Genomic DNA, 20,383 nt, shown 5'->3' with positions numbered 1-20,383 from the left:
TTTCAACTCAGGATTCTATATTAATTAAACAGCGTTTTTTTACTCGTTATGTAAAAAAGCTTGTCTCTCTAACAAAGTTTCTTCGTCTTCAACGTGATTATCATCAGGTACACAACAGTCAACAGGACAAACAGCAGCACATTGAGGCTCATCGTGAAAACCTTTACATTCTGTACATTTTCCTGGTACGATATAATAGATTTCGTCAGAAATTGGAGTCTGCGCATCATCAGCGTCAACTTCAGTTCCGTCAGGTAAAACTATTTTTCCAGAAAGACTTGTTCCGTCTTTATATCTCCAATCATCTGCTCCTTCATATATTGCTGTATTTGGGCACTCTGGTTCGCAAGCCCCACAATTGATGCATTCGTCAGTTATAATAATTGCCATCTTTTTAGTCTTAAAGTTTAAAAGTCATAAAGTCTAAAGTCATAAAATATGTCATAAAGTTTGAAAGTATTAAAGTTAAAAGTATAAAAGCCTTTTCAACTTTCGACTTTGGACTTTGGACTTTTGTCTTTCGACTTAATTATGCTTATTTTTGTGCAAAATTACAATCAAAACAATTCATAAACAAACATTATGACATTAGAAACAAAAAAAAGTGTTTTTGTTGAATTAGGAAAATTTTTAAGTCAGTTTTCTGAAAGTGCTTCCGCGCAAAAATCTGACGTTTTATATAACGATATCTTTTTTGAAGATTTCGAAAATCTAATTCATTTATCGCAATCTCATAATGGATGGTATACTCCCGAACAAGTATATTTCTCTATACAATCTTGGGCGGAAGCTTTAACAAAAGAAAATATAGACAAATGGCTTTCTTCATATAAAATTGAGGAAAATGATGAAAATCCAAAAACTATCGCTCTAATCTTAGCTGGAAATATTCCGTTAGTAGGTTTTCACGATTTCTTATCTGTTTTAATAACTGGAAATAAAGCTTTAATCAAGACTTCGTCAAATGATCAGCATTTACTGCCGTTTTTAGCTAAATATTTAATTGCTGTTGATGAAACTCTGAAAGACAGAATCACTTTCGTAGAAGGAAAACTAGAAAACTTTGATGCTGTAATTGCAACTGGAAGCAACAATACTGCTCGTTATTTTGAATATTATTTTAAAGACAAACCTTCAATTATTCGTAAAAACAGAAATTCGGCTGCGATTTTAACTGGAAAAGAAACTAATGAAGAGTTAGAAGCACTTGGTGAAGATATTTTCAGATACTTTGGTTTAGGATGTCGAAATGTTTCAAAATTGTATATTCCGAAAGGCTATTCTTTTGAAGCTTTTTTTCAGGCAATGTTCAAATATCAAGATGTCATTCATTATGAAAAATTCGCTAATAATTATGATTACAATAAGGCTGTTTTCTTAATGAGTAATTTCAAATTATTAGATAACGGATTTTTAACTTTAAAAGAAGATTCGAGTTATGCTTCGCCTATTTCGAGTGTATTTTATGAATACTACGAAAACCTACAAGAACTCCAAAAACGTCTTCAGGAAGACGCAGATCAAATTCAATGCATCGTCAGCAATAATTTAACTGCAAATAGTATCGCATTTGGAGAAACCCAAAAACCTCAATTGTGGGATTACGCAGACAATGTGGATACTATAACGTTTTTGTTAACAACAAAGTAATAAATTGTTTAATTATTTCGAATATTTTAACGCTTTTTCGGCTCTTATTGCCGAAATTTGCGTCTTTAAAATTTTCGACTATTAACAACAACCATGAAAAAACACAACTACAGCGCAGGACCAAGTATTTTACCTCAGGAAGTTTTTGAGAAGGCATCTAAAGCAATTTTAAATTTTAATGATTCAGGATTATCTATCCTTGAAATCTCGCACCGAAGCAAAGACTTCGTTGCAGTTATGGAGGAAGCTCGTTCCCTTGCTTTAGAATTATTAGGTCTTCAAGGAAAAGGTTATCAAGCTTTATTTTTACAAGGTGGTGCCAGCACAGCATTCTTAATGGCTCCATACAACTTAATGAAAGAAAACGGAAAAGCGGCTTATTTAGATTCTGGAACGTGGGCAACTGCGGCGATCAAAGAAGCTAAACTTTTCGGTGAAACTGTTGTCGTAGCTTCTTCAAAAGAAGACAATTATACTTATGTTCCTAAAGGTTACGAAATTCCAGCTGATGCTGACTATTTCCACTGCACAAGTAACAATACCATCTTTGGAACTCAAATGAAAGAATTCCCAGCAACAAATGTTCCTGTTGTATGCGATATGAGTTCTGATATTTTTTCACGTGAATTAGATTTCTCTAAATTTGATTTAATCTACGCTGGTGCTCAAAAAAATATGGGCCCTGCAGGAACTACTCTAGTAGTGGTTAAAGAAGAAATCTTAGGCAAAAACGGAAAAACTATTCCGAGTATGCTAGATTATGCTAAACACATTAAAGGCGAAAGTATGTACAATACTCCACCTGTATTTGCTGTTTACGTTTCTCTTTTAACTTTACAATGGATTAAAGAAAAAGGCGGAATCGCTGCTGTTGAAAAATTAAACAACGCTAAAGCTGAATTACTTTACGCTGAAATCGACAGAAATCCATTATTTAAAGGTGCAGCTGCTGTAGAAGATCGTTCAAACATGAACGTAACTTTCTTACTGACAAACCCTGATCATACAGAAACTTTTGATGCTTTATGGAAAGCGGCAAACATTTCTGGATTGCCAGGACACCGTTCTGTTGGCGGTTACAGAGCTTCTATCTACAACGCTATGCCAATTGAAAGCGTTCAGGTTTTGGTTGACGTAATGAAAGCATTGGAAAGCAAAGTTTAATTTTTTTTTCGGTTAATCGTTAATTTGTTTAACTGTTTAATCGACAAAAAAATGCTTTAAAATATCAAAAAAGAAAAATCAAATAGTTGGATTATCGGTTAAACAAATAAACGGTTAAGCGATTAAACCAAACAAAAAAATAAACCCTGCAATGAAAGTATTAGCAAATGATGGAATTTCTAAAAGCGGAATTCTAGCCTTAGAAAAAGGCGGTTTTGAAGTTATCACTACAAAAGTAGCTCAAGAACAAGTAGCTAACTATATAAATGATAACAATATTGACGTAATTTTAGTTCGTAGTGCAACTAAAGTTCGTAAAGATATTATCGATTCTTGTCCTGGAATCAAAATCATCGGTCGTGGTGGTGTTGGTATGGATAATATCGATGTGGATTATGCAAAAAGCAAAGGAATCCATGTAATTAATACTCCTGCTTCATCTTCAGAGTCTGTTGCAGAATTAGTATTCGGACACTTATTTTCTGGTGTACGTTTTTTACATGATTCTAACAGAAATATGCCTCTTGAAGGAGATTCAAACTTTGACGGTTTGAAAAAAGCTTACGCAAACGGAACTGAATTAAGAGGAAAAACTTTAGGTATTGTTGGTATTGGTCGTATCGGACAAGCTACTGCAAAAATGGCTCTTGGTTTAGGTATGAAAGTTATCGCTGCAGATAGCTTTATTCCTGAAGTAGATGTAAAAGTTGAGTTTTTTGACGGACAGTCAATTACAACTAAAATCGTTTCTCAATCTTTAGAGTCTTTATTTAAAGAAGCAGATTTCATCACATTACACGTTCCTGCTCAAGATGGATATATCATTGGAGAGAAAGAACTTGAAATCATGAAAGACGGAGTTGGAATCGTAAACTGTGCTCGTGGAGGCGTTATTGATGAAGTAGCTTTAGTAAAAGCTTTAGATTCAGGAAAAGTTGCTTTTGCTGGTTTAGATGTTTTCGAAAGCGAGCCAAAACCAGAAATGGCAATCTTAATGCACTCTAAAATCTCTTTGACTCCTCACATTGGGGCTGCTACAGGAGAAGCACAAGATAGAATTGGTACAGAATTAGCTTCACAAATTATTACCTTGTTGAGCTAACAAAATTATAATATTCTTATTCAAAAGGGATTTACTTCTATATGTAGTAAATCCCTTTCTTTTTTACTATTTTTGGCATCAGCTTTATCTAATATGACGAAAATTTATAAAAAAAATTCTGTTCAAAAATGGACTACTCTTTTAATAGCATCTATTGCTTTAATTGCTTTATTCTATACAAATATCTTTGCTAACATATTTTCACTTATCATTGAAAAAGAGTATTTCATTCCGAAACAATCTTCAATTTTTACTTTTAAAGAAACTATTCAAAATGATGGTTCAAGTGATGTCTGGAGATATGGGGAAGACTGTAATAATTACTATTATAATCTGAGTACATTTCATAATGATGTTTTATTTTTTCCGAAAAACAAAACCAAATCTTGCCCAGGATTTAATTCTAAAAATGTAACTACTTGGTGCGGAGTAAAAATTTAATACTAACTCTTATTTAAAATCAAACAAATAACGCTCAACCATCTCATTAAGCTAATTAACTATAATTAAATCACTTAAAAGGGATTTATTAACACAGTTTAATAAATCCCTTTCTTTTTTTGTTTAAATTTGATTTGTAATCTAAACCCTAAATATCATGTTTGAACAATTAACCCAATTAGTACAGCAATACGGAGGCGATGCTGTTGTAAACAATAAAGCTGTCCCAAATGAGCATAATGACGCCGTAATAAGCGAAACAAGCAGTTCTATTTTTGAAGGATTAAAAAAGATTGTTTCTGAAGGAAACACAGATCAGATTGCCGGATTATTTAACGGAAATTCTCCAATAGATAGTTCTAATCCTGTTGTTCAGCAAATTCAACAGCAATTGAGTGGCAATCTTGGCGAAAAATTTGGTTTGAGCAGTGCTGATTCAAATGGAGTAGCTTCCAATTTGATTCCGCAGATTTTAGGTTCTTTAGTCAATAAAGCAAAAGACCCAAACGATAGCAGTTTTCAAATCTCAGATATTATAAATTCCATTTCAGGAAACAGCGGACAAGCTTCTGGAATAATGGATACTATTTCTAAATACGGAATGCAATTCGGACTTGACCAAAACAGTGACGGAAAAGTTGACGTTGCAGATGTACTTGTAGTTACCAAAAGTAAAGGAGGAATTGCAGGTTTTATCGGGAAACTATTTGGGAGTAAATAGTTAAGACACTAAGACACTAAGTTTCTAAGATACTAAGCTTTTAAAGCTGTTTGCTCGCAAACAGCTTTTTACTTTTATGCACACAACCAAAAAGAAAGCTTAGAAGCTTAGCAACTTAGAACCTTCAAAAGAATGTTAAACCTTTGTTACTTTAAACCTTTGCCTCTCTGAACCAAAAAAAATATTCGTAAATTTATGCTATGAAAAAATGCGTTTCCATATTAATTGTTTTACTCACTATTATGGCTTGCTCTTCTGCTTCTCAGAATATTGCAAGCACAGATACTGCATCTTCATCAAATAAAAAAATAAGCGATACCGTTAGAATTGCAAATGATTCACTTGAATACGAAGTTATTATTATTGATAATGGCTTTAGCAATTGGCTTGTTTCTAGAGCTTACCCTCGAAATTATCATTCATTAGAATATCTTGAAAACAAAAACAAACTGTATGTAACAGAATGGAATAATCGTGTTTTGCAGCCACAGCGATATAACCCAAATCTATATGAAATGTCAATTGACTATCGTCCTGACATTCATTACGGCTATGAAGTAAATTACCTAATTTACAATTACATGATTTATTTTCAAAATACTTACAAACAAAAGCTTTGGGGTTATGTTCCGTCAAGATAATGTACTATATTTGTAATCATTACAAATAGCAATGAACAGATTAAAAAAACGCTGGGGAATCACCTCCAATTTACAAGCCGTAATTATATTTATCGTTTTTGCCATCACAGGATCGGCATCTGCTTGGCTGTCTAAACCCTTCTGCGTTTGGCTAGGAATTACTAAAGAAGATTTTGGTGGCTGGTTTACACTTATTCGCCTTATTGTCATCTTCCCGATTTATCAAGTGCTATTGGTTGCTATCGGAACTATTTTTGGGCAATTTAAATTCTTTTGGAACTTTGAAAAGAAAATGCTTAAAAACATGGGACTTGGATTTTTGTTTAAAGATTAGTTTTCTTCTCCCTCTCTTTTAAATTTCAAAAACCGTTCTGGTTAAAATTTTCCTTCATTCTCATTTTTTAGTTTCTTTTTTATTTTCTTCAATTAATTATATTTTATAAGCTTTATTTGGATCAATCCCTGTATTTATCAGATATCGAGTATTAAAAAAATTAGCCTAAAAGAAGGGAACGATCTTGTTTTTTGTCTAGATTTCATAATAATACATCAAGCAGAACAGCATTGTGCAGGATAGTTTTATTTTAAGTAATAATAAACTTTACAAAAGTCGAAATTAATTATTCAAAACTGACAATCAGTCCGTTAATTTCTTCGACATACATTATTGCTTACTAACCAAACCACAATTTGACATGCTGAAAAATTACTTAAAACTCTCCGTAGTAGCGGCAGTAATCTGCCTAATTACGTCGGTAAACAAGATTTTTGCCCAAAATCCGATTGTAAAAATTGATTTTGATCAGTCAGGAAGACCTAAAGCAGAAGTAAACGACCCTGATTATACTGCTTGGGTAATCGCTTCTGGCAACACTAGCACTTATTCTGAAAATGGAGTTACGTTTACCATTACTCGCGTTGGAAACAATGGAGATAACTTAGGAACCAATTGGTACAAAGCAGGAATTCAAGCTCCTTATTATGCCCGATTGGTCTCTGACGGACTTACCGTAAAGGGCACAACTGCAAATCTAGGCGCGCAGATCGAACTTAAAATAAGCGGTTTAGCAACTGGCGAACATACATTATTAGCCTTTTTTAATAATGTAGACAGTCCAACAACCAATACCTTTAGTCCAATAGATATTTCTGTCAATGGAAATTTAGTAGTAGATAATTTAATTCCATCAGTTCGAGCAACTAAAACTGCTGATGCTAAATCTACTTATTTAAAATTTCAAGCGACAGCAGGAACTGATGTTGTGATTCTAATGGCAGCTGAAACTTCTGGAACAGAAAATGTCAAAAACTTCATTCTTAATGGTTTTGAGTTAAATACGCCTAATATTTTTTATCAAGCTACAAATCCAAACCCAAAACAAAATGACGAACATGTCGAATTAACCTCTAGCGGAAAATTATTGCAATGGACAGCCGCTGCAAATGCTGTTTCTCATAATATTTATTTTGGAACAGACCAAACAGCTGTTGACAATGCTACAACATCTTCTCCAGAATTTAAAGGAAACCAAGCTTTAGCTAGCAATTCTTATCAAGTAAGCGGATTATATACAGGCGCGACATACTATTGGCGTATTGACGAAGTTTTAGCAAACGGAGTTGAAAAGGGAAATGTTTGGCGCTTTCGTCCCGCACAGCTTGCTTTTCCTGAAGCCGAAGGATATGGCCGTTTTGCGCGCGGAGGGCGCGGAGGAAAAGTAATTGCCGTTACCAATCTAAACGACAGTGGTCCAGGAAGTTTTCGCGAAGCCGTTACAAATGATATCGGCCCAAGAACAATTGTTTTTAATACTTCTGGAGTGATTCAATTGCAATCTCGACTTGTTTTAAGCCAGCCTTATGTAACTGTAGCTGGACAAACTGCACCAGGAAAAGGAATCTGTATTCGTTCTGCTCCTTTTGGCGTGACAGGAAATGATGCAGTTGTACAAAACTTAAGAGTTAGAATTGGCGCTGGACCTACTTATGACGGAATGGGACTTACTGGTGCTGATAATAGCATCATTGATCATTGCTCTATTAGTTGGACAATTGACGAATCTTTCAGTTCAAGATCTGGAAAAAATATAACTCTTCAGAGAACACTTATTTCTGAAGCTCTAAACGCCGCAAACCATCAAAATTACCCAGCAGGAACAGAACACGGCTATGCTGCCACAATTGGCGGTGATATTGGAAGTTTTCATCATAACCTATTAGCGCATTGTTATGGCAGAAACTGGAGTCTTGGTGGCGGATTAGACGGCAGTGGTGCTTATACAGGACGAATGGATATTACCAATAACGTGGTTTACAACTGGGGAGGAAGAACAACCGACGGAGGAACAAAAGAAGTTAACTTCGTAAACAACTATTATAAACCGGGAGCTGGATCAAAAATATTTGTCGCTTTCAATCAGCAAAATGAAGGCGTTGGAACAGGAATGCAGCGATGCTATTTTAACGGAAATGTAATGCCGGGCTATTTCGATGAAAGCAATCAGACACTGGGCAGAAAAGCTTCGGGTAATACGGTTCCTTATGATAACTTTGTAGACACGCCGTTTTTTCCTTCTTATGTAACGACTCAATCTGCAAAAAATGCTTATAAGATTGTTCTTTCTGATGTTGGATGCACACAGCCTGAATTTGACGATCATGATCAGCGAATCATCTCAGAAACATTAAACGGAACATATTCTGCAGTTGGAAGTGTAACAGGAAAACCTGGATTCCCTGATAACGAAGCTGATGTAGGGGGTTTCGAAAGTTATCCAGCAGAAGTTAGAGATTCAAATTGGGACACAGATCAGGACGGACTGCCAAATTGGTGGGAAAACATCATTGGAACAAATGTAAACTCTGCGATTGGAGACTTCTCAGACGCTAATGCAGATCCTGATTTAGATGGTTATACCAATCTGGACAAATATTTACAATGGATGTCTTTGCCTCATTATGAATCTCCAAACGGAAACAAAATAGACATCAATATTCAAAAATTATCTAGAGGTTTTACAAGTGGAGTTTCTTACGCAATTTCAAATGTAATAAACGGAAACGCAACGCTAAATACTGATGTTGTTGCCTTTACTCCCGCTTCAAACGGATTATGCTCTTTTGAATTTACTGTAACCGATTCTGAAGGAGGAACCATGAAAAGAAAGGTAAACGTTATAAGCGGACAAAGTTTAACTTTAGGAACAGACGATATTATTAAAGAAAATAAAAATAATGCGTTTAACATTTGGCCAATTCCAAGTAAAGGAACTTTCTCGGTACTCATTGAGAGCGAAGAAACGGAAGTTTCAGATTTAAAAATTTATGATGTTTTTGGAAAAGAATTGTTAAAGCAAAAAATTAGAGGAAACACACAAGAAAATATTCAATTGCACTCAAAAGGAGTTTTCTTGATCAAAGTCGTAAATCCTCAGACAAAGAAAACACAATACGTAAAGAAAATAATTATACAATAGCAACATCCAGAAAAAGACGGCTTAAAGCCGTCTTTTCTATTTTTTCTGAAAAAAATAAGTGTAAATCCATGTCAAAGTGAAAGACGGAATTACATCTGTAAAAGGCAATATCTCTTCAAGAAAAGTCAAAACACCAGCAACTTTCCCTACTCTTCCTTTATACATTCTTGCCATAATTATCGCAGCAATAGGTGCCCAAACCACATCTGAAAATTCACCAAGAAACGGAATCGAAAAAGAAATCATACCTATTCCGTCCAAAACCAACCCAATAAGCAGTTTTGACATTCTATCATCTTCTGCAACTTCTAAATCTTGCATAACACATTCACTTTTAAGTTAATCGAAATTAAAAATAATTCTTCAAAGTAGTTTTACTTATTTATTAAATTTAATTTCCAACTTTCCCATATCAATTTATATACCAATTGTTTATTTCTAAAATAGTCACTTTCTTTTTGAAATTTGAGATTTGGAATTTAAAAATATTGGAATTTGATTATAATGATAATCTTCGTTTCTTTGTAAAAACAGTTTCAGTACATGATACACGCAAAAAACATACATAAATTCTACGACAAACTTGAAGTTCTTAAAGGAGTCGATCTACATATCAAAAAAGGTGAAATTGTTTCTATTGTTGGTGCTTCGGGTGCTGGTAAAACGACATTATTGCAGATTTTAGGAACTTTAGACAAACCAGACCATAATCCAGAATCATCTTTGACTATAAATGGCAGAAATGTCTTGGAGTTACAAAACATTAAAAACGAAAGCTCAAATCAAGAAAAAGCGTTTAAAATCATTACTTGGTTAGGAGCCCTTTATTTTATTTTATTGGCAGTATTTGTATTGTTTTTTAGAAGTAAAATAGAAAACGATATTTTTGGCTACGGAACGTGGGCAATAGTACTTGCGCCTACTCTTTTATTGCTGGTTTACTATAACCGTTACTTCAAAAAGAAAAGCAAGCAAGACAAGGTTTTATCCGACTTTAGAAACTTAAATTTAGGTTTTATTTTTCAATTTCATCAGCTTTTACCTGAGTTTACTGCCTTAGAAAACGTTTGTATTCCAGCTCATATTGCAGGCAAAAAAACAGCCGAAACAGAAGAAGAAGCAAAAAAACTCCTTTCTTATCTAGGACTTTCGCATAGAATCAATCATAAACCTAGCGAACTTTCGGGTGGTGAACAGCAGCGCGTTGCCGTTGCGAGAGCTTTAATCAATAAACCAGATGTCATTTTTGCCGATGAACCTTCTGGAAACTTAGATACACATTCTGCCGAAAATCTGCATCAATTATTTTTTCAGCTTCGAGACGAATTCGGACAAACTTTTGTCATTGTAACACACAACGAAGAATTGGCCAACATGGCTGATAGAAAATTAGTAATGGTCGACGGACAGATTAGCAATTAAAATAATCAGGAGCTAATTCCTGCTGTCCGCTATATCTTTTGTGGCGAACCCCGCCACAAAAGGATGCCGCTCCCATCAGGGCTAGGGCATTCCGTTAAACAAGAAGATTTCATTCAAAATGAACCAAAAAGAACTCAAAGAATTTCTAGACGAAAAAGTCATTCAATATAACAATCAGGACTTTATAGAAAGTGATCCTGTACAGATTCCGCATCTCTTTACCCAAAAAGAAGATATCGAAATCGCAGGTTTTCTGAGCGCTTCTATTGCTTGGGGAAACCGCAAAATGATTATCAAGAATTCTCATAAAATGATGGAATTAATGGGCAACACACCTTACGATTTCGTTATGTCACATTCTGATGAAGATTTGGCTAAACTGGAAACTTTTGTACACAGAACTTTTAACGGACATGATTTTGCAGGCTTTATAAAAGGCTTAAAAAACATCTACCAAAACCACAACGGACTGGAAGCTGTTTTTGCTAAAAATCAAGAAAAAGACAGCTTGCAGAAAAGCATCAGTGAATTCAAAAAAATATTCTTCGAAACAGATCATTTAGCTCGAACTCAAAAACACATTTCAGATCCGCTAAACAATTCAGCAGCCAAGAGAATCAACATGTACCTGCGCTGGATGGTGCGTCAAGATGCAAAAGGAGTCGATTTAGGAATCTGGAAAAGCATTTCACCTTCTGTTTTATCTTGCCCGTTAGACGTCCATTCTGGAAATGTTGCCCGCAAACTTGGAATTCTTTCGCGAAAGCAAAATGATGCAAAAGCTTTATTAGAATTAGACACCAAATTAAGAGAAATGGATGCAAAAGATCCTGTAAAATATGATTTTGCTTTGTTTGGATTAGGGGTTTTTGAAGGGTTTTAAATTTTGAAATAACTAATCTATTTCAAGTACTCTAAATGCAAATAGTTCCAGTCTAAAAAAACTTCTTTCCCTGAATCAGCTTTCCAGCCTTCAGAGTTTAGATATTTATATATAAAATCATATTCAATCCATAGAGTTTCGTCTCCTAATTTCGAATTTTTAAGTTCTTCAATGGTCGAAGTAGAGACTCCAAAATTGTCGGCTACATAATTAGACTTCCTTATAAGTACATTATTTTCAATAACTTCTTCATAAAAATATTTTTCGTAGTAAGACAATTCTAGTTGCCCATTTTTAAATTTCGCCAATCTTCCTTCACCAACAGTAGATTGATAATAAACTAACAAAACCTCTGTCTTCAGATTTTTTGAAATTCGCTTTAAAATCTCATCAAAAAAATATAATCCGTCCTGAAAGTCTAGCTCCACTTCAACCCAATCTTTGGTTAGATTTTGGGAAACTATTAATGTTAGTTTTTGACCTTCAAAAGAATTTTCTTCATGCGGCACATTATAAAACCACCATTTATTAGTTTCAAGCCATATTTCTCTCCCAATTGGTAAGTATTTCTTTAATTCCCTTACTATAACTTCAATATTATCACACTTAATACTTGTTTGTGAAAATGTCCCCATCTTATTTATTTGGTATTCGTCTTTTACTTTCTTTTCAAAAATATTAAAAAATCCCGCTACCATTTTAGTTTATCTGATACTTTTAATCACGAATAAAAACATTTTAAAAACTGAAAATCAAATAATTAAACAAACAAAATTTTAGATGATTCGAAAAATCTTGTGTTCTAACCATCATTTTAACGTACATTTGCACAAAATTTAAAGCAAATGAGCACTTTCGAAAAATTTAATCTTCCAAAATCATTACAAAAAGCAGTTGACGAATTAGGATTTGTTACGCCTACTCCTATTCAAGAAAAATCTTTTTCTGTAATCATGTCTGGACGTGATATGATGGGAATTGCACAGACCGGAACCGGTAAAACATTTGCTTATTTACTGCCTCTTTTAAAGCTTTATAAATTCACGCACACCAATACGCCAAAAATCGTAATTCTAGTTCCAACCCGCGAATTAGTTGTTCAAGTAGTTGAAGAAGTGGAAAAACTGACTACATACATGTCGGTTAAAACTTTAGGAATTTATGGTGGTGTAAACATTAATACGCAGAAAAAAGCCGTTTACGAAGGTGTTGATATTTTAGTTGGGACGCCTGGACGTACAATGGACTTGGCGCTAGATGCTGTTGTTCGTTTTGACGAAACACAAAAACTGGTTATCGACGAGTTTGACGAAATGTTGAATTTAGGTTTCAGACCACAGCTGACTTCGCTTTTTGCGATGATGAAAACCAAACGTCAAAATATTCTGTTCTCGGCAACGATGACAGATGAAGTTGATGATCTTTTAAACGATTATTTTGATTTTCCTGAAGAAGTAACATTAGCACCATCAGGAACTCCTCTTGAAAAAATTACGCAGATCACTTATAATGTTCCGAATTTCAACACCAAAGTAAATCTGTTGAAACATTTATTGGAAACCGACGAAAGCATGAGTCGTATTTTGGTTTTCGTAAACAACAAAAAGATTTCAGATATGCTTTTCAATCGTATTGATGAGCTTTTTGATGGACAATTTGGTGTTATTCACTCCAACAAATCTCAAAATTACCGTTTGAGTACAATGGCTGAATTCCAAGAAGGAAATCTTCGCGGTTTAATTACTACGGACGTTATGGCAAGAGGTTTGGACATTTCGAATATTACACACGTAATTAACTTCGAACTTCCAGAAGAGCCTGAATTGTACATGCACAGAATTGGACGTACAGGTCGTGCAGATGCAACAGGAACTGCAATCAGTTTTGTTACTCCTAGAGAAGAAGAATTCAAAATTGCAACAGAACTTTTAATGGATCAAGAGCTTGAAGTAGCTGATTTCCCTGAAGAAGTTGAAATCTCAGAAAAACTTATTGAAGCTGAAAAAGATAGATTGCCAAGAAAGTTTTTAATGAAAAAACCGAAATTGGAAGGTGACGGCGCTTTTCACGAAAAATCTAAAAAGAACCAAAAAGTCAATCTTGGAGGCCCTTCAAAAACCAAAAAGAAAACACATGGTTCTGTCAACAGAAATATGTTGAAGACAAGAAACGAGAAGAAAAAGAAAAAATAATTCTTTTTTTAGATACTAAGCTACTAAGTTGCTAAGATTCTAAGTTTTTATATAACACTAAAAAAGGGTAAAGATTCTTTGAATCTTTACCCTTTTTTTAACCTTAGAAACTTAGTATCTCAGCACCTTAGAACCTTTTTTACTAAATTTTCGTAAACAAAAGCCCCACTGGCGAACACATTTGTATTCTTCTACCCGTATCTACAATTTTTCCTGTTGCAATATCTCTTTTAAAAATAACTATATCATTAGTATACTGATGCCCTACTAAAAGGTAATTTCCTGTTGGATCAATGGCAAAATCACGCGGACCTTTCCCTAAAGTGCTTTGCTGTTCTACCAATTCCAAACTTCCTGTTTTAGAAATTTTGTATACAGAAATAGCATTAGCATCTACACGATCAGTAACATATAAAAAGTTTCCGTCTGGAGAAAGTTTGATTGCCGCTGCTCCAGTTCCTCCTTTGAAGTCTTTTGGAAGAATGCTTGTTTCGGCAACTATTTTTAAACTTCCAGTTTTATCCCAGCTTAAAGTTGTTAAAGTTCCATCCAATTCCTGAACTAAATAGACAAATTTTCCATCTTTGCTGAAAGTTAAGTGTCTTGGTCCGCTTCCAGGCTTCACGTCAACACTTCCTTTTAAAGTCAAGATTTCATTTTTTGCAGTTGGATTGTATTTGTAAATAAACACTTTATCCAAACCTAAATCATTTGACAATACAAACTTTTTGTCTGGAGAAAACATAACCATGTGCACATGCGCTTTTTCCTGACGTGCCACATTTGGTCCTTTTCCTTCATGCTGAACCAGCTGCTGCGCCTCTGTAATGCTTCCATCTGGATTTTTCTTAAAAACAGCAATACTTCCACCAGAGTAATTGGCAGCAATTACATTTTTATCATCATTTATTAAATGGCAAGGATCTGCTCCTAATGCATCATTTTTATTTATAAGGCTGATCTTGCCCGTTTGCGAATCATAAGAAAAAGAACTTACCGTACTTTGTGTCCCGTTTTCGTTTACAGCATAAATAAATTTATTATCTGCTGAAACCGATAAATAACTTGGACTGACAACACTCTCTGATGATTTTTTTAACTTATAATCGCCTGTAGAAGCATCAAATTCATATACATAAATACCGTTGCTTTGGCAAGTATTGGTATAAGTTCCTACCAGTAAATTGAATTTGTTTTGAGCTTTAACCGCGGTTAATGATAAAGCAGAAAATAATACTAGGTATATTTTTTTCATAGTTTATTTTTGTTTTTTGAATTAGCTAAAATAAGTAATAATATCTGTTTGAAGGAGCTTCTAAGTTACAAAGAAATTACAAAAGTTACATTTTTTGATATTTTTCCACTACCCGATTGTCCATTAATACATTTTCAATTTATAATTTACAATTCATAATTCTCCTACTTATATGGTTTAATAATTTTAATTTGTATTTTTGACCTGCATCTTCGCGAAAAACAAAACGTAGTGAAGTAAATCGAAGCCAGAATGCATTTTAAACATCCCGAAATTCTATACTTTCTGTTTTTATTGATCGTTCCAATTTTGGTTCACTTATTTCAATTAAGACGATTTAAAACTTCCTATTTCACCAACGTTCGATTCTTAAAAGAACTTGCAATTCAGACTCGTAAGAGTTCTAAAATCAAAAAACGTCTTTTATTAGCGACACGTTTATTATTGCTTGCCTGTGCCATTATCGCTTTTGCACAACCTTTTTTTGAAGCCGCCGACAGTAAGAACGCATCAAATGAGATGTATATTGTATTGGATAATTCTTTCAGTATGCAGGCAAAAGGCAAAAAAGGAGAATTACTGAAAAGAGCTGTTCAGGAATTGCTTGAAAACACTCCAGAAAACACACAATTTTCGCTTTTAACCAACACCGAAAATTTCTGGAATACCGATATTAAATCATCTAAAAGTGCTTTACAAAACTTAAAATACAGCGCTTCTCCTTTTGATCTTTCGGCAATTACAGCCAAAATTAAAGCACACAAATCAGCTCATAAAAAAGATATTGTCATTATTACCGATGCTGTTGGTTTAAAAGAAAAAGATATTGCAACTATAGATTTCGAAGAAAAACCGTACTTTATTGTTCCAGAAGCAGAACAGAAAAACAATGTTTCAATTGACAGCGTTTATATCAATCAGACTTTAGAAAACTTCTACGAAATTGGCATCAATTTATCAGCTTATGGCGAAGATTTCAAACCAGTTTCTACAGCTCTTTACAATCAAAACAAACTAATTGCAAAGACCATTGTCAATTTTGACACGAAGAAAAAGACAATCAATTTTACTATTCCAAAAGAAGCTTTTCACGGATATGTAACAATTGAAGATAATGGGTTGACTTACGATAACAAATTGTTTTTCAGCATTTCAAAAAACAAAAAAACAAACGTTATCAGCATTGGCGAACCTGAAAAAAGCAATTTTTTATCGAGAATTTATACTTCAGCAGAATTCAACTATAACAATTATCCAATCGGTTCTTTAGATTATAATAGTTTAGAAAAGCAAAATACTATTATTCTAAACGAATTGGCTGATATTCCGCAAGCATTGCAAACGACTTTAAAAGCTTTTGTCTCTAAAGGCGGAAATTTAGTTGTGATTCCGTCTGAGAAAACTTCTCTTTCAAGCTTAAATGCATTATTAGGGAATTTCGGAAAAATTCAATTTGGGAATTTAGAAACCAACAGTAAATTAATCACTAAAATTAATTTTGATCATCCTTTATTTTCAGGCGTTTTCGAAAATAAGATAACCAATTTCCAATATCCAAAAGTAAACAGTTCGTTTGCCGTTTCAAGTTCTTATCCAGCCGTTCTTTCGTTTGAAGATCAGACTGCATTTGTAACTGCCGTTCAAAATCAAGTTTCTGGAATAACGGTCTTTACAGCTCCAATTAATAGTGCGAACTCTAATTTTCAGCAATCGCCTTTAATCGTTCCGTTATTTTACAAAATTGCTCAGAACAATCAGAAAACCGGTGTAAATGCTTTAACAATTGGAAACAATCAGCCTTATTTTGTTGACGTTTTATTGACTAAAGATGCCATTTTGGAAGTAAAAGGAGCAGACGATTCGTTTATTCCAATTCAGCAGATTTTGAATAACAAAGTTAAACTAACCTTTAATGATTTCCCTGAAACAGCTGGAAATTACAGCATTTTTGACAAAAAAGAATGGGTTGAAAATATCAGTTTTAATTACAAAAGAACCGAAAGCGATTTGAGTCAGGTAAATACCAATGTAGTTTCAGATTTCAAAACTGCCGATACAATTTCGACCATTTTCAATACGTTACAAACAGAAAGAACAGACAGCCAAATTTGGAAATGGTTTGTTATCTTTGCACTGTTATTTTTAGCATTAGAAATGGCAATTATAAAATTTGTAAAATGATTTTTTTTCACCATTAAGGCATTAAGATTATTAAGTTTTTCCTTTATGATCTTATTCTAAATGTCCAAAAAATTAAGTTTTTCACTTTATGAACTTAATTTCTTTATGGTAGTAAATAAAAAACATTTAATGTTTTAATAAAATAAATATTCAAAATATGAAACTAATCATCAAAAGCGCCAAAATTATCGACTCAAAAAGTCCGTTTCACAATCAGACCGTTGATCTTTTAATTGCAGATGGTGTAATAGAAAAAATAGGAGTTTCTCTTCCAAACGATGATGCAGAAGTAGTACGTTTTGAAAATCTTCATGTTTCTCAAGGCTGGTTTGACAGCAGTGTTTCCCTTGGAGAGCCAGGCTACGAAGACAGAGAAACTATCGCAAACGGATTGAATGTGGCAGCAAAAAGCGGATTCACAGCAATCGCATTACAGCCGAATTCGTTGCCAATTATTGACAATCAATCTCAGGTAAATTTTGTAAAAAACAAAGCAAATGGTTCTGCTACAGAAATTTTCCCAATCGGTGCTTTAACTAAAGCTAGTGAAGGAAAAGATATGGCAGAGCTTTTTGACATGAAAAACTCGGGAGCAATCGCTTTTGGAGATTATAACAAAAGCATCGATAATGCTAATATTCTGAAAATTGCTTTACAGTATGTACAAGATTTTGACGGATTGGTAATTGCCTACTCTCAAGATCCAAACATAAAAGGAAATGGAGTTGCTAATGAAGGAATTGTTTCTACAAGATTAGGATTGAAAGGAATTCCGAATCTAGCCGAAGAACTGCAAATTTCGAGAAACTTATTTTTGCTGGAATATACAGGCGGAAAACTTCATATTCCAACAATTTCTACAGCAAAATCGGTTGAATTGATTAGAGAAGCTAAAGCGAAAGGCTTAAATGTTACTGCAAGTGTTTCAGTTCATCATTTGGTTTTAACTGATGAAAAACTAGACGGATTTGACACTCGCTTTAAAGTTACACCACCATTAAGAACAGAAGTTGACAGACAGGCTCTATTAAACGGAATTGCTGACGGCACAATCGACATGATTACTTCAGACCATAATCCTATTGATATTGAATTCAAAAAAATGGAATTTGATACTGCTAAAAACGGAACAATTGGCCTAGAAAGTGCTTTCGGAGCTTTATTAACGGTTTTACCAGCTGAAACGGTTGTTTCTAAATTAACGGCTGCCAGAACTGTTTTTGGTTTAGAAAACAATATTATTGAAGAAGGCGCAAAAGCAAACCTAACTTTGTTTACAACAGAAGGAAAATCAACTTTTACAAAAGAAAACATTCTTTCAAAATCAAAAAATTCTGCTTTTTTAGGAACCGAGCTTAAAGGTTCTGTGTACGGAATTTTAAATCAAAATCAATTAGTTACAAAATAATAAAATGAATAATAATTCAGTCGAAGAAGGAAAACCAATTGCTATTACCAGTTACATTTTAATCATTGGTGTTTTAATTGCCATGAGCATGAACTCTGAGAACAAAAACAGTTTTGCTTCTTTTCATATCCGTCAATCTTTAGGGTTGTCTCTAACCTTCATTTCTTTCGGAGCTATCATCAGCAATTTTGACAGCTTTTTTATCACTTTCCCAATGTGGATTTGTATTTCAATTCTATGGACTTTTGGAATTTTTAATGCCATTCAAGGACAAATGAGACCAATTCCTTTGGTTGGGGAATTGTTTCAAAAATGGTTTAAGAAAATCGGATAAAATTTACAATTCACAATTCACAATTGACAATTTACAATTTACAATTAAAAATGAATCTATCTTTAGAATATAAAATAAGAGAACCAAAGGTAATTTTAGACAAAAATCCGTTATTGCTTTTATTGCATGGATATGGCAGCAATGAAGCCGATTTATTCTCTTTTGCTTCTGAACTTCCAGATAATTATTACATCATTTCTGCGAGAGCTCCTTACGATTTGCAATATGGCGCTTACGCTTGGTATGCCATCAACTTTGATGCTGATCAGAATAAATTTTCAGACAACGAACAAGCTAGAACTTCAAGAGATGTAATTGCAACTTTTATTGATGAACTAGTAGCAAATTATCCAATTGATGCTAACAACGTTACATTAATTGGATTCAGCCAAGGATCTATTTTAAGTTATGCAACAGCACTTTCTTATCCTGAAAAAATTCAGAGAGTTGTGGCAATGAGCGGTTATTTTAATGAAGAAATCATCAAAGAAGGTTTTAAAAACAATGATTTCAAAAACTTAAAATTTTTCGCTTCACACGGAACTGTAGATCAAGTTATTCCAATTGAATGGGCAAGAAAAACACCCGCTGCTTTAGAAAAATTAAATATTCCGCTTACTTATAAAGAATATCCTGTTGGACATGGAGTTGCTCCTCAGAATTTCTTTGATTTTAAGAATTGGTTGGCTTCTTAAAAGCTTTAAAAAGAAAGAAAAAACTTATTTTTTTTTAAATATTTCTAAATTATATTACTTATTTTAGTCTTATAAAAGATTAACAATAATTAAATACCCAAAAGTTTCCTTAAAAAGAAACTTTTGGGTATTTTTGTAATATAGAGAGAATGGAAAAAAATTTTGATGTAATCTTTCTAGAAGAAGTATTTGCCTTTTTAAAAGAATTAAAACCAAAACATTCAGAAAAAATAATCTATAATATCCGAAAATCACAAGCAAAAAATGATCCTGAACTCTTCAAAAAGCTAAATAATGAAATTTGGGAGTTTCGAACTTTATTTCAAGGAAATCAATATCGGCTATTAGCGTTTTGGGACAAAAGCAATACACAAAACACTCTTGTAATTTCTACACATGGCTTTGTAAAGAAACAAGGAAAAGTACCTGAGAAAGAAATATTAAAAGCGCAAAAACTAAGATTGCAATATTTTAAAGATAAAGATTCAATTTAAAAATATGAAAACATATACTTTAAATCAAGTGACGGATGAGATCGTTGGCAAAATTGGAACTCCTGCCAGAGATCAATTTGAATATGATTTGCAAATGGATTTAATTGGAAATGCCATTAAACAAACTCGTAAAGAACGTAATTTAACCCAAGAAGAATTAGGAAAACTTATTGGTGTTCAAAAAGCACAAATATCCAAACTTGAAAAAAATGCCGGAAATGTAACATTGGAAACAGTAATAAAAGTGTTTACAGCACTAAAAGCTACAGTCAAATTTCAAATAGAACTAAAAGACTTAACGATCAGTTTAGATAAATAAATTTC

At 33.5% G+C, this 20,383-nt stretch carries 20 protein-coding genes and 2 pseudogenes; 18 read left to right on the top strand and 4 right to left on the bottom strand.

Annotated features, from left to right (window positions below):
• Positions 1 to 39: 39 nt before the first annotated feature.
• Positions 40 to 390 carry a 4Fe-4S dicluster domain-containing protein gene (locus tag PQ463_RS01910; protein ID WP_111366760.1) on the bottom strand — a complete coding sequence of 117 codons (351 nt, stop codon included), beginning with the start codon at positions 388 to 390 and terminating at the stop codon, positions 40 to 42.
• Positions 391 to 582: 192 nt separating this feature from the next.
• On the opposite strand from PQ463_RS01910, the gene PQ463_RS01905 reads away from it, so the two are divergent.
• The 8 genes from PQ463_RS01905 (at position 583) to PQ463_RS01870 (ending at position 9,195) form a co-directional block, all read left to right on the top strand.
• The gene (locus PQ463_RS01905) at positions 583 to 1,650 is read left to right on the top strand and encodes an acyl-CoA reductase (protein ID WP_274256055.1); all 1,068 of its coding nucleotides are present in this window, start codon (positions 583 to 585) and stop codon (positions 1,648 to 1,650) included.
• A 93-nt stretch (positions 1,651 to 1,743) separates the two neighbouring features.
• Entirely contained in the window at positions 1,744 to 2,814 is a 1,071-nt protein-coding gene (gene serC, locus PQ463_RS01900; protein ID WP_111424096.1) for a 3-phosphoserine/phosphohydroxythreonine transaminase, read from the top strand.
• A 151-nt stretch (positions 2,815 to 2,965) separates the two neighbouring features.
• Positions 2,966 to 3,916: a D-2-hydroxyacid dehydrogenase gene (locus PQ463_RS01895; RefSeq protein ID WP_274256054.1), complete on the top strand. Its 951-nt coding sequence runs from the start codon at positions 2,966 to 2,968 to the stop codon at positions 3,914 to 3,916.
• A 93-nt stretch (positions 3,917 to 4,009) separates the two neighbouring features.
• Positions 4,010 to 4,357 carry a hypothetical protein gene (locus PQ463_RS01890; RefSeq protein ID WP_274256052.1) on the top strand — a complete coding sequence of 116 codons (348 nt, stop codon included), beginning with the start codon at positions 4,010 to 4,012 and terminating at the stop codon, positions 4,355 to 4,357.
• Between the two features lie 157 nt (positions 4,358 to 4,514).
• Positions 4,515 to 5,078 (top strand): DUF937 domain-containing protein, encoded by a 564-nt coding sequence (locus PQ463_RS01885; protein ID WP_274256050.1) that lies wholly within the window; start codon positions 4,515 to 4,517, stop codon positions 5,076 to 5,078.
• 200 nt (positions 5,079 to 5,278) lie between these two features.
• Positions 5,279 to 5,719: a DUF6146 family protein gene (locus PQ463_RS01880; RefSeq protein WP_274256048.1), complete on the top strand. Its 441-nt coding sequence runs from the start codon at positions 5,279 to 5,281 to the stop codon at positions 5,717 to 5,719.
• Positions 5,720 to 5,750: 31 nt separating this feature from the next.
• Positions 5,751 to 6,053 carry a DUF6787 family protein gene (locus tag PQ463_RS01875; RefSeq protein ID WP_274256045.1) on the top strand — a complete coding sequence of 101 codons (303 nt, stop codon included), beginning with the start codon at positions 5,751 to 5,753 and terminating at the stop codon, positions 6,051 to 6,053.
• 361 nt (positions 6,054 to 6,414) lie between these two features.
• Positions 6,415 to 9,195 (top strand): T9SS type A sorting domain-containing protein, encoded by a 2,781-nt coding sequence (locus tag PQ463_RS01870; protein WP_274256043.1) that lies wholly within the window; start codon positions 6,415 to 6,417, stop codon positions 9,193 to 9,195.
• Between the two features lie 36 nt (positions 9,196 to 9,231).
• Here PQ463_RS01870 and PQ463_RS01865 read toward each other — a convergent pair whose 3' ends face one another.
• Entirely contained in the window at positions 9,232 to 9,516 is a 285-nt protein-coding gene (locus PQ463_RS01865; RefSeq protein WP_177210209.1) for a hypothetical protein, read from the bottom strand.
• Between the two features lie 222 nt (positions 9,517 to 9,738).
• Here PQ463_RS01865 and PQ463_RS01860 point away from each other — a divergent pair.
• The 3 genes and pseudogenes from PQ463_RS01860 to PQ463_RS01850 all read left to right on the top strand — a co-directional run.
• Positions 9,739 to 9,951, top strand: a pseudogene (locus PQ463_RS01860) (ATP-binding cassette domain-containing protein); the annotation flags it as partial.
• Between the two features lie 216 nt (positions 9,952 to 10,167).
• Positions 10,168 to 10,617, top strand: a pseudogene (locus PQ463_RS01855) (ABC transporter ATP-binding protein); the annotation flags it as partial.
• A 118-nt stretch (positions 10,618 to 10,735) separates the two neighbouring features.
• On the top strand, positions 10,736 to 11,500 hold the full coding sequence (locus PQ463_RS01850; RefSeq protein WP_274256040.1) for a TIGR02757 family protein: 765 nt from the start codon (positions 10,736 to 10,738) through the stop codon (positions 11,498 to 11,500).
• 17 nt (positions 11,501 to 11,517) lie between these two features.
• On the opposite strand, the gene PQ463_RS01845 is transcribed toward PQ463_RS01850, so the two are convergent.
• Positions 11,518 to 12,198 carry a hypothetical protein gene (locus PQ463_RS01845; RefSeq protein WP_274256037.1) on the bottom strand — a complete coding sequence of 227 codons (681 nt, stop codon included), beginning with the start codon at positions 12,196 to 12,198 and terminating at the stop codon, positions 11,518 to 11,520.
• Between the two features lie 147 nt (positions 12,199 to 12,345).
• On the opposite strand from PQ463_RS01845, the gene PQ463_RS01840 reads away from it, so the two are divergent.
• On the top strand, positions 12,346 to 13,692 hold the full coding sequence (locus tag PQ463_RS01840) for a DEAD/DEAH box helicase (protein WP_274256035.1): 1,347 nt from the start codon (positions 12,346 to 12,348) through the stop codon (positions 13,690 to 13,692).
• 142 nt (positions 13,693 to 13,834) lie between these two features.
• Here the strand turns inward: PQ463_RS01840 and PQ463_RS01835 are convergent, their stop codons facing one another.
• Entirely contained in the window at positions 13,835 to 14,947 is a 1,113-nt protein-coding gene (locus PQ463_RS01835; RefSeq protein ID WP_274256033.1) for a lactonase family protein, read from the bottom strand.
• Positions 14,948 to 15,199: 252 nt separating this feature from the next.
• On the opposite strand from PQ463_RS01835, the gene PQ463_RS01830 reads away from it, so the two are divergent.
• From PQ463_RS01830 to PQ463_RS01805, 6 genes are all read left to right on the top strand, one after another.
• Entirely contained in the window at positions 15,200 to 17,128 is a 1,929-nt protein-coding gene (locus tag PQ463_RS01830) for a vWA domain-containing protein (RefSeq protein WP_274256032.1), read from the top strand.
• Positions 17,129 to 17,285: 157 nt separating this feature from the next.
• A complete protein-coding gene (locus PQ463_RS01825) occupies positions 17,286 to 18,536 on the top strand; it encodes a dihydroorotase (RefSeq protein ID WP_274256031.1) in 1,251 nt (416 codons plus the stop codon).
• A 4-nt stretch (positions 18,537 to 18,540) separates the two neighbouring features.
• A complete protein-coding gene (locus PQ463_RS01820) occupies positions 18,541 to 18,870 on the top strand; it encodes a hypothetical protein (RefSeq protein ID WP_274256030.1) in 330 nt (109 codons plus the stop codon).
• Between the two features lie 50 nt (positions 18,871 to 18,920).
• On the top strand, positions 18,921 to 19,565 hold the full coding sequence (locus PQ463_RS01815; protein WP_274256029.1) for an alpha/beta hydrolase: 645 nt from the start codon (positions 18,921 to 18,923) through the stop codon (positions 19,563 to 19,565).
• Between the two features lie 149 nt (positions 19,566 to 19,714).
• The gene (locus PQ463_RS01810) at positions 19,715 to 20,059 is read left to right on the top strand and encodes a type II toxin-antitoxin system RelE/ParE family toxin (protein ID WP_274256028.1); all 345 of its coding nucleotides are present in this window, start codon (positions 19,715 to 19,717) and stop codon (positions 20,057 to 20,059) included.
• A gap of 4 nt (positions 20,060 to 20,063) precedes the next feature.
• Complete coding sequence (locus PQ463_RS01805; RefSeq protein WP_091130516.1) at positions 20,064 to 20,378, top strand: helix-turn-helix transcriptional regulator; 315 nt, start codon at positions 20,064 to 20,066, stop codon at positions 20,376 to 20,378.
• The last annotated feature ends 5 nt before the right edge of the window (positions 20,379 to 20,383 follow it).

The sequence above is a fragment of the Flavobacterium sp. KACC 22763 genome (assembly GCF_028736155.1).
Lineage (GTDB): Bacteria > Bacteroidota > Bacteroidia > Flavobacteriales > Flavobacteriaceae > Flavobacterium.
This window is presented reverse-complemented; position numbering and strand designations above follow the sequence as displayed.

Excerpts from the sequence above, each read along its gene's own strand:
- PQ463_RS01910 (WP_111366760.1), bottom strand. The coding sequence starts at position 390 with ATGGCAATTATTATAACTGACGAATGCATCAATTGTGGGGCTTGCGAA.
- PQ463_RS01905 (WP_274256055.1), top strand. The coding sequence starts at position 583 with ATGACATTAGAAACAAAAAAAAGTGTTTTTGTTGAATTAGGAAAATTT.
- serC (WP_111424096.1), top strand. The coding sequence starts at position 1,744 with ATGAAAAAACACAACTACAGCGCAGGACCAAGTATTTTACCTCAGGAA.
- PQ463_RS01895 (WP_274256054.1), top strand. The coding sequence starts at position 2,966 with ATGAAAGTATTAGCAAATGATGGAATTTCTAAAAGCGGAATTCTAGCC.
- PQ463_RS01890 (WP_274256052.1), top strand. The coding sequence starts at position 4,010 with ATGACGAAAATTTATAAAAAAAATTCTGTTCAAAAATGGACTACTCTT.
- PQ463_RS01885 (WP_274256050.1), top strand. The coding sequence starts at position 4,515 with ATGTTTGAACAATTAACCCAATTAGTACAGCAATACGGAGGCGATGCT.
- PQ463_RS01880 (WP_274256048.1), top strand. The coding sequence starts at position 5,279 with ATGAAAAAATGCGTTTCCATATTAATTGTTTTACTCACTATTATGGCT.
- PQ463_RS01875 (WP_274256045.1), top strand. The coding sequence starts at position 5,751 with ATGAACAGATTAAAAAAACGCTGGGGAATCACCTCCAATTTACAAGCC.
- PQ463_RS01870 (WP_274256043.1), top strand. The coding sequence starts at position 6,415 with ATGCTGAAAAATTACTTAAAACTCTCCGTAGTAGCGGCAGTAATCTGC.
- PQ463_RS01865 (WP_177210209.1), bottom strand. The coding sequence starts at position 9,516 with ATGCAAGATTTAGAAGTTGCAGAAGATGATAGAATGTCAAAACTGCTT.
- PQ463_RS01850 (WP_274256040.1), top strand. The coding sequence starts at position 10,736 with ATGAACCAAAAAGAACTCAAAGAATTTCTAGACGAAAAAGTCATTCAA.
- PQ463_RS01845 (WP_274256037.1), bottom strand. The coding sequence starts at position 12,198 with ATGGTAGCGGGATTTTTTAATATTTTTGAAAAGAAAGTAAAAGACGAA.
- PQ463_RS01840 (WP_274256035.1), top strand. The coding sequence starts at position 12,346 with ATGAGCACTTTCGAAAAATTTAATCTTCCAAAATCATTACAAAAAGCA.
- PQ463_RS01835 (WP_274256033.1), bottom strand. The coding sequence starts at position 14,947 with ATGAAAAAAATATACCTAGTATTATTTTCTGCTTTATCATTAACCGCG.
- PQ463_RS01830 (WP_274256032.1), top strand. The coding sequence starts at position 15,200 with ATGCATTTTAAACATCCCGAAATTCTATACTTTCTGTTTTTATTGATC.
- PQ463_RS01825 (WP_274256031.1), top strand. The coding sequence starts at position 17,286 with ATGAAACTAATCATCAAAAGCGCCAAAATTATCGACTCAAAAAGTCCG.
- PQ463_RS01820 (WP_274256030.1), top strand. The coding sequence starts at position 18,541 with ATGAATAATAATTCAGTCGAAGAAGGAAAACCAATTGCTATTACCAGT.
- PQ463_RS01815 (WP_274256029.1), top strand. The coding sequence starts at position 18,921 with ATGAATCTATCTTTAGAATATAAAATAAGAGAACCAAAGGTAATTTTA.
- PQ463_RS01810 (WP_274256028.1), top strand. The coding sequence starts at position 19,715 with ATGGAAAAAAATTTTGATGTAATCTTTCTAGAAGAAGTATTTGCCTTT.
- PQ463_RS01805 (WP_091130516.1), top strand. The coding sequence starts at position 20,064 with ATGAAAACATATACTTTAAATCAAGTGACGGATGAGATCGTTGGCAAA.